The sequence below is a fragment of the Micromonospora sp. NPDC049049 genome, from assembly GCF_040649115.1.
Taxonomy (GTDB): Bacteria; Actinomycetota; Actinomycetes; order Mycobacteriales; family Micromonosporaceae; genus Micromonospora.
The window spans coordinates 100,160-114,578 of sequence record NZ_JBEZEX010000010.1; the positions used below are offsets into that span (position 1 = coordinate 100,160).

Below are 14,419 nucleotides of genomic sequence, written 5' to 3' on the forward strand. Positions count from 1 at the left end.
CGGACGCACCGGCCCCGCCGCCGTCCATCCAGGCCACAGGTGTAACGCCAAGGTCAACCACCGCGCCCTCATGGTTGATCATGAAGTTATTGCCCGTCGCCCCGGCGTGTCGCGGCGATAACTTCATGATCAACGGAGGCTGGGGTCGGGCGGTGGGCGCGGCTGAGCAGGAGCGCGGCCAGGAGGAGCGTGGCCAGGGCGGCCAGCAGCACCGCCGGGCCGATCCGGTCCAGGGCGTCGGCCAGGGCTCGCTGGGCCTGGGCGGCCACCCGGATGACCGGGTCGTGCAGGGCGTCGCGGCGGCCGGCAGCGAGCCGTAGCTCGTACCAGCCGTACCAGGCGACGTAGCAGCCGGCGACCAGCAGCACCAGTCCACTGAGGCGGGGCACCAGCGCGCCGGCGACCCGCAGCCGGGCCACCAGGCCGTCGCGCACCAGCGCCACCCCGAGCGCGGCGACCGCGACCACCAGACCCATCCCGAGGGCGTACGCGCCGAACAGCGCCAACCCCTGACCGGTCGAGCCGGCCTGGAGGCTGGTCACCACGATGGCCAGGAACGGCGCGATGGCGCAGCCGAGTGACGCCAACGCGTACGCGGCACCGAACAGCACCATCGACGGCCAGGAGCGGGTCAGCCGAGGTGCCCGGGCCGACCAGCCGGGGGCGGGCAGCCGCCGACCGGCGAGCAACCAGCAGCCGGCCACCACCAGCAGCACGCCGAGCGCCACTGTCAGCCACGGCAGCCGGGGTCGCAGCCAGCCGGCCAGCGGCGCCAGCGCCAGGCCGAACGCGCCGAACACCAGCACGTACCCCACTGTCAGCCCGGTCGCCGCGGTGAGCGCGCGGCCGACCGCGCCGCGGGTGTCCGACTTCCCGGCGATCAACAGCGAGAGGTACGCGGGCAGCAACGCGAAGCCGCACGGGTTGACAGCGCCGAGCATGCCGGCGGTCAGCGCGAGCAGCAGTGTGGCGGTCACGCCCCGGCCAGTGCGGCGACCTTGGCGGTGAGCGCCTCACCGTCCAGGAAGCCGTGGTGCACGACTGCGCCGTTCCGGTCGATGATCACGAAGATGCTCTGCTCGGTCACCTTGAACCGCTTCCAGAGCACGCCCTTGGTGTCCTCGATCTGCGTCGTCGCGCCGAGGTCGAACTCGGTGACGAACTCTTTCATGGCCTTCCGCTCGCCCAGCCCGGCGACGCCGACGATCGGCACGGTGTCCCGGTATCGGGGTTCGATCTCGGCCACCGTCCAGGCCTGGCTGGCGCAGGTGGCGCACCACGGCGCCCAGAACCACAGCACCACCGGTTTGCCGGCGAGCCGTGCCGCGTCGAACGCCGCCCCACCGAGCGTGGTTCCGGTGAAGCGCAGCACGTCCGGGACCTGCGCCGGAGCGGCCGGCGGCCCGCCGGTCGGCGTGGACGCTGCCCCGGTCGGTGCGGATGGCGCCCCGGTCGTGGTGGACGGGGCATCGGTCGAGGCCGGGGCCGATCCGGCGGCGGCGGGCCCACCCGGCGCGGTGCCGGTGCAGGCGGCGACACCCAACAGGGCTACCACGAGCGCCCCGGCGGCAGCGGCCCGGCGTACCTGCCCGGCCGCGGTCCCGCGGCGTACCTGCCCGGCCGCGGTCCCGCGGCGCAACCGCCCGGCCCCTGTCCACGCCATGCTGACCCGCATCCGCTTCTCCGTTCCGGTCCGGAAGGGACCCCTGGTGGGCCTGACGCTTCGCTATTCGGCCTTGGCGAGTCGGAGAGCCAACTCCGGGCAGACCTTGACCGCCTTCAGCGCGCCCTCGCGCAGCCAGGTCGGCACGGGTGTGGCCGGGAAGGCCGGATATCCGTTCGCGTCGAGCCGGATGAAGTCCGGTACGACGTGCGCGCAGAGGCCGTGCCCGTCGCAGCGGGACCAGTCCAGGGTGAGCTTCTGCGGATTCGCGTCGGGTGCGCCCGGCAGCCCCATCATGCCCTTGACCCGCCGGCCGCAGCCGTCGCCGGTGCTGTGCAGCCGTAGGTCCTCGACGAAGACCTCGATCGCGGAGAGCGCGAACCGGGCGGTGCCGTCGGGGTGACTGCACGCGCCCCGGCCCTTCACCTCGCCGGCGGCGGCGCGCACGACGTCCGCCGGTTGGCTGCCGGCCACGGCCAGGTCCACCGCGCGGGCCAGGTCCGGCAGGCCCATCTTGCACGGCCCGCACTGGCCGGCGGACTCGCCGGCCAGGTAGCGCACCACCTGGGCGGCTTCACCGAGCGGGCAGGTGTCGACGCCGAGCGGGACGATGATGCCCGCGCCGAGGGTGCCGCCGACAGCGGCCAGGCCCTTGCGGGAGACCTCGGCCTTCTCCGCCGCCTCCGCGGTGATCCACTTGCCGTGGTAGCCGCCCATGAGGATGCCCTGGACGTCCGGCACCTCGCACAGGTCGAGGACGTCGCGCAGCGGCATGCCGGCGGTGCACTCCACCACGGCAGGTCGGCCCGCCGCGCCGGTCACCGTGAGCAGCACGGTGCCCGGCTCGTCGTCGGTGCCGAGCGCCGCGTACTCGTACGGGCCCAGTCGGGCACCGATGGCGAGCTGGGCAAACGTCTCGGCGTTGGACAGCAGGGTGGGCAGGCCGCTGACCCCGGAGTCGCTGGAGCGTTTCTTGGTGCCCGGCGGGATGTGCGGCAGCCCGTTGATGCCGTTGACGAGTGCGCCGCCCTCGCCGGAGATGAACCGGTGCGGCACTGTGACGATCGTCGTCTGCACCGGCATCCGGCGCTCGTCGAGCGCGTCCATCAGTGAGTCCCGGCCGACCCCGTCGTCCGCCACGCCGATCACGATCTCGTCGGCGTCCAGCGCGTACGCGGCCAGCGCGGCCCCGTCCAGGATCAGGTGCGGGGCGCGGGTCAGCAGCACCTTGTCCTTCCAGCTGGCCGGCTCCCCCTCGGTGGCGTTGACGACCACCACGGCGGCCAGGTCCTGCCGCTCGCAGGACTCCAGCACCGCGCGCATCTTGCGGGCGAACGGGAAGCCCGCCCCGCCCTTGCCCTTGAGCTGCATGCCCTCGGCGAGCTGGAGCAGCTGCGCGGGCTCCATGGGGCCGATCGGTCCGTGCACCTCCTCGTGCGCGCGCAGGTCGAGTCGGCCGTACTCGGCGAAGCCGGCGGTGAGCCGGGGCTCACCCACGCAGGCGACGGGTGGCACGGCGGTCCGCATCACTTCGCCTCACCCCGCAGCCCGGCCCAGTACGCCCCGTCCACCGCGTCTGCGCTGGCCTTGCGGCGCTTGGACTTGCCCTCGCCGGCTGCCCGCTTGGCGCGGCGGGACGCCAGGTCGACAAGGGTCGGGGTGTCGTCGACGGGCGGCGCCACCTCGTCCGGCACGTACCGGGCCGGCGGACGCCAGTAGTCCGGCTCCTCGGGCAGGTCGTCATCGGCGCTGTGCCGGCCGCTGCCGCTGCGCGGCGCCGACGAGATCGGGCTGCTGGAGACCGGGCCGGCGGAGATCGGCTCGTCGGGCTGCCACCGGCGCGGGCTGTCCCAGGGCTCCTCGGGCTCGTCGAGGGCCGGCAGCGGCGGCGCCGAGTAACGACTGCCGTCGTCCTCGCTGCGGGACCGGCGACGGGACCGCTCGGCGGCCGGCTCCTCGACGCGACGCCGTCCGGTCGGCACGGCCTCGTCTCGGGTACGCGAGGCGCGCCGCCGGGTCACCGGCTCGACCTCCTCCTCGTCGCGTCGACGGGTGTCGGTCTCGTCCACGCTGCGGCGGGCCGACCGGCGGGTCGTCGACTCCTCCTCGGCACGTCGGCCGCGTGAGGACCGCTCGGTGTCGCGGCGGGCGGCCGGCTCCTCCTCCCGCCGACGGCGGCTCGGCCGGGCCGGCTCGACGAGGGAACCGGGCTCGGGCACCACCGGGACGGTGAACCGTTCCGGGTCGCGCCGCGTGGCCGGCGCGGCCCAGGTGGCGGTGGTGGTGTCCGCCCAGGCGGGACGCTTCTCGGCGGCCTTCGGGCGCCGACCCAACCCGGCCAGCAGCGACCTGGCGGTCTTCGCCTCCTCGGCCCGGCCGACCATCACCGCGTTGCGCACCGCTGCCTGGTGCTGCTCGCGGCTGCGCCGACCGATGCTGACCGAGAACCGGACCAGCAGGGCCAGCACCACCAGCAGAATGCAGCCCAGGTAGCTGAACATCACCCAGGGCGCTGCGGCCCGACCGGCGTTGAGGCCGTGGAAGACAGCGAACGGCCAGGCCAGGTACGCGGTGGAGTGCAGCGTGCGCCACAGCCACTTCGGACCGACGCCGGCGAAGCGGGCGCGGATGATGCCGGTCCAGATCACGCTGACCATCAGCAGCGCCGCCACAGTGCCGAGCCCGATGTAGAGCCCACGGCCGCCGACGAACGGAACCAGCGCGTCGGTCGCCGCCGCCCGCCCGGTGGCGACCTTGGTGAGGACGTGGAAGCCGAGCCCGGCCACGCCCAGCACGCCGGTGGCCCGGTGTGCCGACTGCATCAGCACCCGGTGCGGGATGCGCAGCACCAGCCGGTCGGTGGCGAGCAGACCGAGCATCACTGTGAGGCTCAACGCCACCAGGGAGATGACCCCGGCGAAGAACTCGGTGAAGAAGAAGCCGTACGCGTACGCCGTCTGACCGACGCCGGTCAGCATGATCGCCGCCCAGAGCGCGGCGAGCACCGACGCGATCAGCAGGGCGCTCGCCGACCGTGACGGGGCGCGCACCCCCCGACTGCTGGCGCTGGTCCGGACCGTCGCCGCCTTCTTGTCCTGCTCTGCCCGGGCCATCTGCTCCTCGATCGTCTCGCGGCGGCGCACCACCGGCCGACCCCTGCTCCCCCATCCAGTACGGACCGGCGGGGCGTGCGGATCACCTGCGGAAGGAAATTTCTGGGCCGACATCGAACCGAGGGGCGCGGCCGTGCGTTCCACCCGCTCCCACCCGCCGATCAGGACAGTGACGAATGCCCATGCATTGACAGTCTCCGCAACACGCTTGTAACCTTTCAGCAATTTTCAGTCAGGCTTGCAATATCCCGGCAAGCCGGCACTCCCCCACCGCACCACCTCCCCCGCTCCCGCTCCCGTCAGGAGTCCCCCATGCACCGACGTCGACGTGGTTCGGCGCTCCTCGCCCTCGGACTGATCGCCAGCCTGCTCGTCCCCACCGCCGTGACGGCACCCCCGGCCGTCGCCGCCCCGTCCGGCGGCAAGAAGGTCATCGTCCAGCTCTTCGAGTGGAACTGGCCCTCGGTGGCCAGCGAGTGCCAGAGCACCCTCGGCCCCAAGGGCTACGGCTACGTGCAGGTCTCGCCTCCGCAGGAGCACGTGCGGGGCAACCAGTGGTGGCTGGCGTACCAGCCGGTCAGCTATCGGATCGAGTCCCGCAAGGGCACCCGGGCCCAGTTCCAGTCGATGGTGAACACCTGCCACGCGGCCGGGGTCAAGGTGATCGTCGACGCGGTGATCAACCACATGTCCGGTCAGGACAACGGCGGCACCGGTTGGGCCGGCTCGACCTACTCGCACTACGACTACCCGGGCATCTACCAGACCCAGGACTTCCACCACTGCGGGCGCAACGGCGGCGACGACATCGCCAACTACAACGACAGGTACGAGGTGCAGAACTGTGAACTGGTCAACCTCTCGGACCTGAAGACCGAGTCGGACTACGTCCGCACGAAGATCGCCTCGTACCTGAACGACCTGCTCTCGCTCGGCGTCGACGGCTTCCGGATGGACGCCAGCAAGCACATGCCGGCCGCCGACATCGCCGCCATCAGGGGCAAGCTGTCCCGCTCCGCGTACATCGTGCAGGAGGTCATCTACGGTGCCGGCGAGCCGGTCCAGCCGACCGAGTACACCGGCAACGGCGACGTGCACGAGTTCCGCTACGGCAAGGACCTGGCCCGGGTGTTCCGCTCCGAGCGGTTGGCGTACCTGCGCAACTTCGGCGAGGGCTGGGGGCACCTGCCCACCGGCCCGGCCTCGGTGTTCGTCGACAACCACGACACCCAGCGCGACTCCGGTGGGGTGCTGACCTACCGCGACCGGGGCATCTACGCGCTGGCGAACGCCTTCATGCTGGCCTGGCCGTACGGCTCTCCGACCGTCATGTCCAGCTACACCTTCAGCAACCGGGACGCCGGCCCACCGTCGGACGGCGCCAACAAGACGCTCAACGCCACCTGTTACTCCGGCTGGGAGTGCGAACACCGCTGGCCGGTGATCGCCAACATGGTCGGCTTCCGCAACGCCACCGAGGGTGCCGGCGTGGCCAACTGGTACGACAACGGCAACAACCACATCGCGTTCAGTCGCAGCGGCAAGGGCTTCCTCACCGTCAACGACGAGGACGCCGCGGTGAACGGCCGCTCCTACTACACGGGGTTGCCCGCCGGTCGGTACTGCGACGTCATCCACGGCACCTACGCGGGTGGGACGTGCAGCGGTCCGGTGATCACGGTGGACGGTAACGGCTGGTTCGCGGCGAACGTGCCGGCGCACGACGCGGTGGCCATCCACATCGGCGCGCGGGTCTGACGCGATCGGGGCCTCCGGACGGCGGGTCTCGCCGAACCGGGGGCCCCGAAGCATCCGCCACCATAGAGTGGTTTCGTGCCGTTTGACCGAAAGACTCCGTCCCGCCGTCGCGGCGTCTGGGTGGCCGCCGCGATCGGCGTACCCGCGCTGCTGGTGACCGCGCTGCTGGTCGGCCAGGCCCTCACCCCGAGCTCGACGGCCCCCGACGACCGCGACGTGGTGGCAGCCGACCCCACTCCGAGCAGTGTGGAGCAGAGCCCGGAGGAGTCGATCCCCCCGGCCGCGCCCGCCCCGGACGGGCTGCCGGTTGTCGACTACGACCCCGCACCCGGCGGGTTCCCCGCCGATCCGTTCACCATGGACGTCACACCGCTGGCCGACGGCGCGCACCCGACCAGACGGATCGCCGCGTACGACGCGCCCGGCGGTCGGCCTCGCGCCTTCCTCGAACCGACCATCCGCGGCGTCGAGCTGACCATGCCGATCGCCCAGCGGCGCGCCGGCTGGACGGCGGTCCTGCTGCCCTCGGCCAACCGCCGGCTCGCCTGGCTGCCGCCCGGCGGGTTCGAGACGGTGCCGCTGCGCGACCAGATCGTGGTGGAACGCAAGGTCCACCGGCTCACCTGGTACCGGGCCGGCAAGGCGGTGCGCTCCTGGGAGGTCAGCCTCGGCCAGTCGGGCCAGGAGACCCCACTGGGGCGGACCTTCATCCTGGGCCGCACCCCACCGCCGGAGGAGGTCTACGGCGGGGTGGACATCTACGCCCTCGGTTCGGTGCCCGACGACCCCGAGTCGGTGCCGTCCGGGCTGCAAGGCGCGCACATCGGGGTGCACACCTGGCACAACGACGACGAGCTGGGCGAGAACACCACCAACGGCTGCATCCGGCTGACCCGCAGCGGTCAACGGGAACTGCTCGCCGAGGTCCGCCCCGGCAGCAGCGTCGTCGTCGTCGACCAACTGGCCGCCCCACCGCCGACCGCCTGAGCACCGGCTCGCACTGTCACTCGCCGAGCAGCCAGCCGTTCTGCTCGGCGACCCGGATCGCGTCGGCCCGGTTGCGGGCACCGGTCTTGCCGATCGCCGCCGACAGGTGGTTGCGTACCGTCCCCTCGGACAGGTGCAACGCCCTGGCCAGGTCGGCGACGCTGCCACCGCCCCGGGCCGTCCGCAGCACCTCGGTCTCCCGCTCGGTCAGCGGGCTGAGCCCGGCGGCCAGCGTCTCCGCGGCCAACGTCGGGTCGACCACCCGCAGCCCGGCGTGCACCCGGCGGACCGCGTCGGCGAGCTGCCGGGCCGGCGTGTCCTTGACCACGAAACCGCTCGCACCGGCCTCCATGGCACGCCGCAGGTAGCCGGGTCGACCGAAGGTGGTCACCACCAGCACCCGGCAGGTCGGCAGCGCGGCCCGCAACGCCGCGGTGGCGGCGATCCCGTCCAGGCCGGGCATCTCCACGTCCAGGAGAGCCACGTCCGGAGCGCTGCGTCGGGCCTCGGGCACCACCTCGTCGCCCCGGCCGACCTCGGCGACCACCGTCAGGTCCTCCTCCAACGAGAGCAGGGCTGCCAGTGCACCCCGGACCAGCGCCTGGTCGTCGGCGAGCAACAGCCGGATCGGCGTGGAGCCGCCGCTCACCGGGCCTCCGCCGGCGCGTGCACCCGCAGCAGAAAACCGTCGCCCGTCGGCCGCCGGCCGACGGTCACCACAGCGTCCAGCCGCCGCGCCCGCTCCCGCAGGCCCACCAGCCCGTGCCCGCTCGGGTCGGGAGTGGACGGCCCGCCACCGTCGTCACTGATCTCGACCCGATCCGGGTGCACCCGAATGACGCAGCACCGCGCCCCGCTGTGCCGGACCACGTTCGTCACCCCTTCCCGTACCGCCCAGCCGAACAACCGGTCCCACTCCTGCGGCAGCTCGGGCACCTCGGCCGACACGTCCGCCGCGATGCCCGCCGAGGCCAGCGCGGAGCGGGCGCCGGCAAGCTCCGCGGCGAGGCTGACCTCGCGGTACGCCCCGACCGTCTGTCGTACGTCGGCCAGCGCGGCCCGGGCCAGCGCCTCCACCTCGGCGATCTCGGTGGCGGCCCGGTCCCGGTCGACCTCGATCAGACGGCCGGCCAACTCGGCCTTGATCGCCACCACGGTCAACGAGTGCCCGAGGATGTCGTGCAGGTCACGGGCGGCACGGGACCGCTCCTCGGCGACCGCGAGCCGACCGATCTCCTGTTGGGCGGCGCGGAGTTCGCTGTTGCGCTGCGCCAACTGGGACACACCGAACATGGCGAACGAGGCGAGCAGCACCGCGAAGACGATGCCGTTCTCCGCCTCCCACCCCGGCACCAGCCGGGACGCCAACACCGGGGTCACCGCACAGAGCACGACGACGGCCAACGCCTCCCGCAGCGGCAGCAGGAAGACCGCCGCCGCGGCCACGTAGACCAGGGTGGCCAGCCAGTCCCCTCCGGTGCCCGGGAGACTGGCCAGGCCCACCGCCAGCAGCAGCGCCAGCCCGGCCCGAGCCCGGCCGGCCGGGATGGGCGACATCGACTGGCGCAGCTTGCGCGCCCACTGGAACAGCAACACGTAACCGATGCCGAAGACGACAAGGGCCACCACACCGAGGAGCCGCCGCCACAGCTCCGGCTGGTGCAGGGCGGTGGCGAGCGGCACGTTGAGGAAGAACAGCCAGACGGCGGCCAGCAGCCAGCCGGTGACCCGCCAGTGGCGGCTCACCGGCCGCTGCCCGCTCGGGAGGTCCATCGGGTTCACGCTAGCGGCCCGGTCGCTCAGACCCGCGCGGTGTCCCGGCGGAACAACCGGGCCGCGCCGACGCCGAACAGCAGCGCCCAGACGACGAGGTTCGCCACCGCCGCCATGCTCACCCCGTCGCCGGTCAACGGGGCACGGGCCAGCACGCCCATGCCGTACACCGGGGTGAACTTCGCGACCTGCTGGAGCACGTCCGGCAACACCTCGACCGGGACGAACAGTCCGCCGAACATGGCCAGCACCGCCAGCACGGGGCCGATCATCTGCATGACGTTCTCGGCCGGCGCCAGGTAGCCGATGAAGAGACCGAACGCGGCGAAGACCAGCGAGCCGATCCAGGCGGCGAGCCCGGACAGCAGCCAGACGTACGCCGGGACGCGAACGCCGGCCACGGCACCCACCAGGAACTCGACGACCACCGCGAGCAGACCGAGGCTCATCGCGGTGATCAGCTTGGTCGCCACGTACGCCGCCGGGCGCAGCGGGGTGAGCCGCAGTTGTCGGCTCCAGCCCAGGGCCCGTTCGGTGGCCACCGCGCCACCGACACTGGTGGTGGCCACCATCGCCGCGTAGACGGCCAGGCTGATCATGACGTACGCCGTCACCGGCCGACCGTTGTCCAGTGACTGCCCGCCCTGCGGCAGGCCGAAGATGAGAAAGAAGACGCCGGGCATGATCAGCGTGAAGGCGAGGGTGCGGCGGTTGCGCAGCACCCGGCGCAGCTCGATGCCCAGGGCGCCGGGAGCGAACCCGCCCAGCGCGGGCAGCCGACGGTCCGGCTCGGTGACAGCGGCGCGGGTGGGGGTGGAGGTGGTCATCTCAGGCTCCGGTCTGCGCTGTGGTCAGGGCGAGGAAGGCGTCCTCGAGGTTGCGGGAGATGATCTCGACGTCCCGGGCGGCGGTCCGGGTCAGCAGGTGCCGGGCGACGGCATCCGAGTCGCCGGTCCGTACCAGCACGCTGTCGCCGCGCACCTCGACGGCGTCCACGCCGGGCAGCGCGGCGAGCGCGGCCTGGTCGGCACCGGGCAGGGTGGCCCGCACGGTACGGCCGGCGGCCAGGTTCTTGATCTCCGCGGTGGTGCCGTCGGCGACGATGCGTCCTTGCCGGACCAGCACGATCCGGTCGGCGTACGCGTCCGCCTCGTCGAGGTAGTGGGTGGCGAAGATGACTGTCCGTCCGCGCCGGGCGTCACGGCGCAGGGCCTGCCAGAAGTCGCGCCGACCCTCGACGTCCATGCCGGTGGTCGGCTCGTCGAGCACCATCAGGTCCGGGTCGGGCAGCAGGGCCAGCGCGAAGCGCAACCGCTGCTGCTGACCACCCGAGCAGCGCCCGACCACCCGGTCGGCGATGTCGGTGATACCGGCCCGCTCCAGCACCTCCGCCGCCGGGCGGGTGTGCCGGTAGAAGTGCGCGGTCATCCGCACCGTCTCGCCCACGGTGAGGTCCTTGAGCAGCCCACCGGTCTGGAGTACGGCGGCGACGCGACCTCGGGCCACCGCGTCGTCAGGGGTGCCACCGAGGACGCGGACGGTGCCAGTGTCCGGGCGGGACAGCCCGAGCAGCATGTCAATGGTGGTGGTCTTGCCCGCGCCGTTCGGGCCGAGGAACGCCACCACCTCGCCGGGCTGCACCCGAAGGCTCAACCCGTCGACAGCGGTGACCGCCCCGAAACTCTTGGTGAGGCCGTCCAACTCGACAGCCGGATGCGTACTGGTCATGCCAGTCATGCTCCGGCGGCGCGTACCCCGATGCCCGGAGCGGTCGTCACGCTCCGACCGTGACATTTGTCAGGGGCCTGTTCCCCCGGAGGGTTTCCCCGCCCGGCAGCGGGTAACCGCCGGGCCGAAGCCGCGACACCGGGAGGACGCGATGGGTGCCACGCCGCAGGGTCAGGTCGACACGATCGTGCTGATCCACGGGCTCTGGATGACGCCGCGCAGCTGGGAGGGGTGGGCCCAGCGGTACACCGAACGCGGTATGCACGTCATCGCCCCAGCCTGGCCCGGCATGGACCGGTCCGTGGAGCAGTTGCGCGACGACCCCGGCCCCATCGCCGAGCAGAGCATGGCCACCATCGTCGCGCACTACGACAAGATCATCCGGGCACTGCCCCGACCGCCGATCATCATGGGGCACTCGTTCGGCGGCCTGTTCGCCCAGGTCCTCGCCGACCGGGGTCTCGGCGCGGCAGTGGTGGGGGTGCACCCCGCGGCGATCAAGGGGGTGCTCAAGGTGCCGCTGAGTCAGCTGCGCTCGGGCTTCCCGATCCTGCGCAGCCCCGCCAACCGCAGCAAGGCCGTCCCGTTCACCCAGGACGACTTCGCCTACACCTTCGGCAACACGATGAGCCGCGAGGAGTCCGACCGGGCCTGGCAGCGCTACGCCGTCCCCGGCGCCGGCCGGGTCTTCTTCGAGGGCGCCTTCGCCAACGTCGACCCGCGCTCACCCGCCCGGGTCGACGTCGGGCGCACCGACCGGGCACCGCTGCTGCTGATGGCCGGCGAGGCCGACCACGTGGTGCCGGCGTCGGTGGTCCGCGCCAACGCCGGGCTCTACCAGAAGTCCCGGGCCCTCACCGCGTACGAGCAGTTCCCCGGCCGATCGCACTTCACCGTCGGACAACCCGGCTGGGAGCCGATCGCCGACTACGCGCTGGACTGGGCGCTGCGCGCGGCGGCCCTGCCCCGCGAGGCGACAATCGCCAGCGAAACCCCCCGCCGCTGACCCGGCTGGTCGCCCTGCCCGATTGCCATGATCAGATGATGAGAAACAGCTCTGGAATGTCTCTGACAGCTGTTTCTCATCACCTGATCACGCAAGACCACGCTGGCGGTGCGGCATGTCGGCGTCCTGGCGGGGTACCTCTGTGCGATGAGGGCCAGTTTCCGGCTTGGCCGGGTCGCAGGAGTGCCGGTCGGTGTCAACTGGAGTGTGCTGGTCATCTTCGCGCTGATCGCGTGGGGGTTGGCCGCGAACCAGTTCCCCCGTTCGTACCCGGACCGCTCGCCCGTGGCGTACACCCTCGCCGGCCTGGCCGCGGCGGTGGTCTTCTTCCTCGGCCTGCTCGCCCACGAGGTGTCGCACGCGGTGGTGGCCAAACGCAACGGGCTGGAGGTCGACGGCATCACGCTGTGGCTGTTCGGTGGCGTGGCCGAGTTGCGGGGCGAGCCGCGTGACCCGGGCGCGGAGTTGCGCATCGCAGGCGTCGGCCCGCTGGTCAGCCTGCTGATCGGGGCGTTCTTCGGTGCCATCGCGGCGTTGCTCGCGCTGGCCGGGCAGGGCGGGCTGCTGTTCGGGGCGGTGGCCTGGCTGGCGGGGATCAACGTGTTGCTGGCCGTCTTCAACGTGCTGCCGGCCGCGCCCCTGGACGGTGGCCGGTTGCTGCGCGCCGCGGTCTGGAAGGCCACCGGCGACCGGACCCGGGCGTCAGTGGTCGCCGCTCGGGCCGGCTGGGTGCTGGGTGTGCTGCTGATCGGCCTGGGGTTGTGGCAGTTCCTGTCCGGTGTCGGTTTCGGTGGGCTCTGGTTGGCGCTGATCGGCTGGTTCCTGATCGGAGCAGCCGGCATGGAGGAGCGGCAGGCCCGCACCGGCACCGCGCTGCGCGGGATCCGGGTGGGCGACGTGATGACCCCGCAGCCGCAGACGGCCTCGGCGCAGATGACTGTCGCGGACTTCGTCGACCACTACCTGTTCGCGTACCGGCATTCGGCGCTGCCGCTGACCGAGGACGGCCGGCCGACCGGGCTGGTCACCGTCGATCGGGTGCGGGGCGTGCCGCCGGAGCGGCGGGCGTCGACCACGCTGGCCGAGGTGGCCTGCCGGGCCGAGGATCTGGTGCTGGCCCAGCCCGGGGAACAGCTCAACGACCTGCTCCCCCGGCTCTCCGAGTGCGCCGACGGCCGCGCCCTGGTGGTGACCGAAGACGGCCACCTGACCGGCATCGTCTCCCCCAGCGACATCAGCCGCGCCGTCCAACGCAGCACCCTCCGCACCCCCAACCCCACCCCCTCCCCACCCCGTTGATCATGAAGTTATTGCGCCGACACGCCGTGCCGAGTGGCAATAACTTCATGATCAACCGAGGCGGAGGGCTGAGGCGGGGGCCGAGGCGGGGGCGGGGGCGGGGCGGGGGCGGGGGCGGGGGCGGGGGGCAGGGATTGCGGGGTCAGGAGTGGGGGCAGGTGTCTCGGTACTCCTGGATGGTTGCTGAGGCTGGGGGTGCGGGGCAGAGGAACTGGTCGTAGCGGGTGTCGTCGTCCACGAAGCGCTTCAGCCAGGAGATGCTGTACTTGGCGACCGTCACGTTCGTCGAGGTGGGCGCGGAGTGGCTGGCGTTGTTGAGTTCCAGGTACGCCTTGTCCAGCGTGGACGGCAGGCTGGTGTAGAAGGGCTCCGAGTGCGACGAGACCGGCGCCACCGAGTCGTTCTCCGCGCCGACGACCAGCGTCGGCACTCGTACGCCGGACCAGTTCTTGACGGTGTGCCAGCCGGTCAGCGGGATCGCGGCCTGCAACTGCGGTCGTGAGTTCGCCGCCGAGAGGCTGCCGCCGCCGCCCATCGAGTGCCCCATCACGGCGAGCCGGTTGCGGTCGATCCGGGTACGCACGCCGCTGGTGTTGGTGAGGTAGTCCAGGGCTGCGAGCAGTTGCGTGCCCCGGCTGGCCGGCTGGTCGTAGCGGGACAACGTGTCGATCGTGATCACCACGAAGCCCTGCGAGGCGAGGCGCGGTCCCAGCCAGGCCACGCTGGACTGGGTGGCGGTGTAGCCGGGTGAGATCGCCACCGCGCCGAAGGTGCCCTCGGCGGTGCTGGTCGGGTAGTAGATCGTCCCGCCCCGGAAACCGCTGACGCTGGAGGCCGCGACGGTGCTCTGGGCGATGGCGAACGCGCCTCGGCTGGCCTCGATGCTGGCCACGGTGGGGGCCGGGCCGCGCTCGTAGGGGCTGGCGGCGCCGTGGGCGGCCGGCGCCGCTGCGCCCAGTCCGGCGCCGAGCACGGCCAGGGCGAGCGCCCAGCGCAGACCGCGGCGGGGGCGAGGGACGACTGGTTCGGTGATGATGGCGGGTACGGGCTGCATGTCTCGCTCCGAGGGATGGAGCCGACGGTCCCGGGACG

The 14,419-nt window shown here is 72.5% G+C and carries 13 protein-coding genes; 4 read left to right on the plus strand and 9 right to left on the minus strand.

The window, feature by feature from the left end:
• Positions 1–86 precede the first annotated feature (86 nt).
• Genes AB0B68_RS13130 through AB0B68_RS13145 form a run of 4 tightly spaced genes read right to left on the minus strand, consistent with a single transcriptional unit; the run spans position 87 to position 4,809 of the window.
• Positions 87–977, minus strand: a complete 891-nt coding sequence (locus AB0B68_RS13130; RefSeq protein WP_357259966.1) for a cytochrome c biogenesis CcdA family protein — start codon at positions 975–977, stop codon at positions 87–89.
• Entirely contained in the window at positions 974–1,675 is a 702-nt protein-coding gene (locus AB0B68_RS13135; RefSeq protein WP_357259969.1) for a thioredoxin-like domain-containing protein, read from the minus strand. Before AB0B68_RS13135 ends, AB0B68_RS13130 begins: the two co-directional genes overlap by 4 nt.
• A 51-nt stretch (positions 1,676–1,726) precedes the next feature.
• Complete coding sequence (locus AB0B68_RS13140; RefSeq protein WP_357195986.1) at positions 1,727–3,190, minus strand: NADH-ubiquinone oxidoreductase-F iron-sulfur binding region domain-containing protein; 1,464 nt, start codon at positions 3,188–3,190, stop codon at positions 1,727–1,729.
• The gene (locus AB0B68_RS13145; protein ID WP_357195988.1) at positions 3,190–4,809 is read right to left on the minus strand and encodes a ferric reductase-like transmembrane domain-containing protein; all 1,620 of its coding nucleotides are present in this window, start codon (positions 4,807–4,809) and stop codon (positions 3,190–3,192) included. The genes AB0B68_RS13140 and AB0B68_RS13145 overlap by 1 nt, the downstream gene beginning before the upstream one ends.
• 279 nt (positions 4,810–5,088) lie before the next feature.
• Between AB0B68_RS13145 and AB0B68_RS13150 the strand changes: the two genes are divergently transcribed.
• Positions 5,089–6,534: an alpha-amylase family glycosyl hydrolase gene (locus AB0B68_RS13150; RefSeq protein ID WP_357195990.1), complete on the plus strand. Its 1,446-nt coding sequence runs from the start codon at positions 5,089–5,091 to the stop codon at positions 6,532–6,534.
• A 75-nt stretch (positions 6,535–6,609) separates the two neighbouring features.
• Entirely contained in the window at positions 6,610–7,521 is a 912-nt protein-coding gene (locus AB0B68_RS13155) for a L,D-transpeptidase (protein ID WP_357195993.1), read from the plus strand.
• A gap of 16 nt (positions 7,522–7,537) precedes the next feature.
• Here AB0B68_RS13155 and AB0B68_RS13160 read toward each other — a convergent pair whose 3' ends face one another.
• The 4 genes from AB0B68_RS13160 to AB0B68_RS13175 are packed head-to-tail and all read right to left on the minus strand — an operon-like array spanning position 7,538 to position 11,022.
• Positions 7,538–8,170 carry a response regulator transcription factor gene (locus tag AB0B68_RS13160; protein ID WP_357195996.1) on the minus strand — a complete coding sequence of 211 codons (633 nt, stop codon included), beginning with the start codon at positions 8,168–8,170 and terminating at the stop codon, positions 7,538–7,540.
• Positions 8,167–9,294, minus strand: coding sequence for a histidine kinase (locus AB0B68_RS13165; protein ID WP_357259972.1), 1,128 nt, complete (start codon positions 9,292–9,294; stop codon positions 8,167–8,169). The genes AB0B68_RS13160 and AB0B68_RS13165 overlap by 4 nt, the downstream gene beginning before the upstream one ends.
• A gap of 26 nt (positions 9,295–9,320) precedes the next feature.
• Positions 9,321–10,121, minus strand: a complete 801-nt coding sequence (locus AB0B68_RS13170) for an ABC transporter permease (RefSeq protein WP_357259975.1) — start codon at positions 10,119–10,121, stop codon at positions 9,321–9,323.
• Between the two features lies 1 nt (position 10,122).
• Positions 10,123–11,022, minus strand: coding sequence for an ABC transporter ATP-binding protein (locus AB0B68_RS13175; protein WP_357259978.1), 900 nt, complete (start codon positions 11,020–11,022; stop codon positions 10,123–10,125).
• Positions 11,023–11,173: 151 nt separating this feature from the next.
• On the opposite strand from AB0B68_RS13175, the gene AB0B68_RS13180 reads away from it, so the two are divergent.
• On the plus strand, positions 11,174–12,028 hold the full coding sequence (locus tag AB0B68_RS13180; protein ID WP_357196008.1) for an alpha/beta fold hydrolase: 855 nt from the start codon (positions 11,174–11,176) through the stop codon (positions 12,026–12,028).
• Between the two features lie 147 nt (positions 12,029–12,175).
• On the plus strand, positions 12,176–13,327 hold the full coding sequence (locus AB0B68_RS13185) for a site-2 protease family protein (RefSeq protein ID WP_357259981.1): 1,152 nt from the start codon (positions 12,176–12,178) through the stop codon (positions 13,325–13,327).
• Positions 13,328–13,469: 142 nt separating this feature from the next.
• Here the strand turns inward: AB0B68_RS13185 and AB0B68_RS13190 are convergent, their stop codons facing one another.
• On the minus strand, positions 13,470–14,381 hold the full coding sequence (locus AB0B68_RS13190) for an alpha/beta hydrolase (protein WP_357196014.1): 912 nt from the start codon (positions 14,379–14,381) through the stop codon (positions 13,470–13,472).
• Positions 14,382–14,419 lie beyond the last annotated feature (38 nt).

Coding starts and splice junctions, on each gene's coding strand:
- AB0B68_RS13135 (WP_357259969.1), bottom strand. CDS start 1,675: ATGCGGGTCAGCATGGCGTGGACAGGGGCCGGGCGGTTGCGCCGCGGG.
- AB0B68_RS13140 (WP_357195986.1), bottom strand. CDS start 3,190: ATGCGGACCGCCGTGCCACCCGTCGCCTGCGTGGGTGAGCCCCGGCTC.
- AB0B68_RS13150 (WP_357195990.1), top strand. CDS start 5,089: ATGCACCGACGTCGACGTGGTTCGGCGCTCCTCGCCCTCGGACTGATC.
- AB0B68_RS13165 (WP_357259972.1), bottom strand. CDS start 9,294: ATGGACCTCCCGAGCGGGCAGCGGCCGGTGAGCCGCCACTGGCGGGTC.
- AB0B68_RS13170 (WP_357259975.1), bottom strand. CDS start 10,121: ATGACCACCTCCACCCCCACCCGCGCCGCTGTCACCGAGCCGGACCGT.
- AB0B68_RS13175 (WP_357259978.1), bottom strand. CDS start 11,022: ATGACCAGTACGCATCCGGCTGTCGAGTTGGACGGCCTCACCAAGAGT.
- AB0B68_RS13180 (WP_357196008.1), top strand. CDS start 11,174: ATGGGTGCCACGCCGCAGGGTCAGGTCGACACGATCGTGCTGATCCAC.
- AB0B68_RS13185 (WP_357259981.1), top strand. CDS start 12,176: ATGAGGGCCAGTTTCCGGCTTGGCCGGGTCGCAGGAGTGCCGGTCGGT.
- AB0B68_RS13190 (WP_357196014.1), bottom strand. CDS start 14,381: ATGCAGCCCGTACCCGCCATCATCACCGAACCAGTCGTCCCTCGCCCC.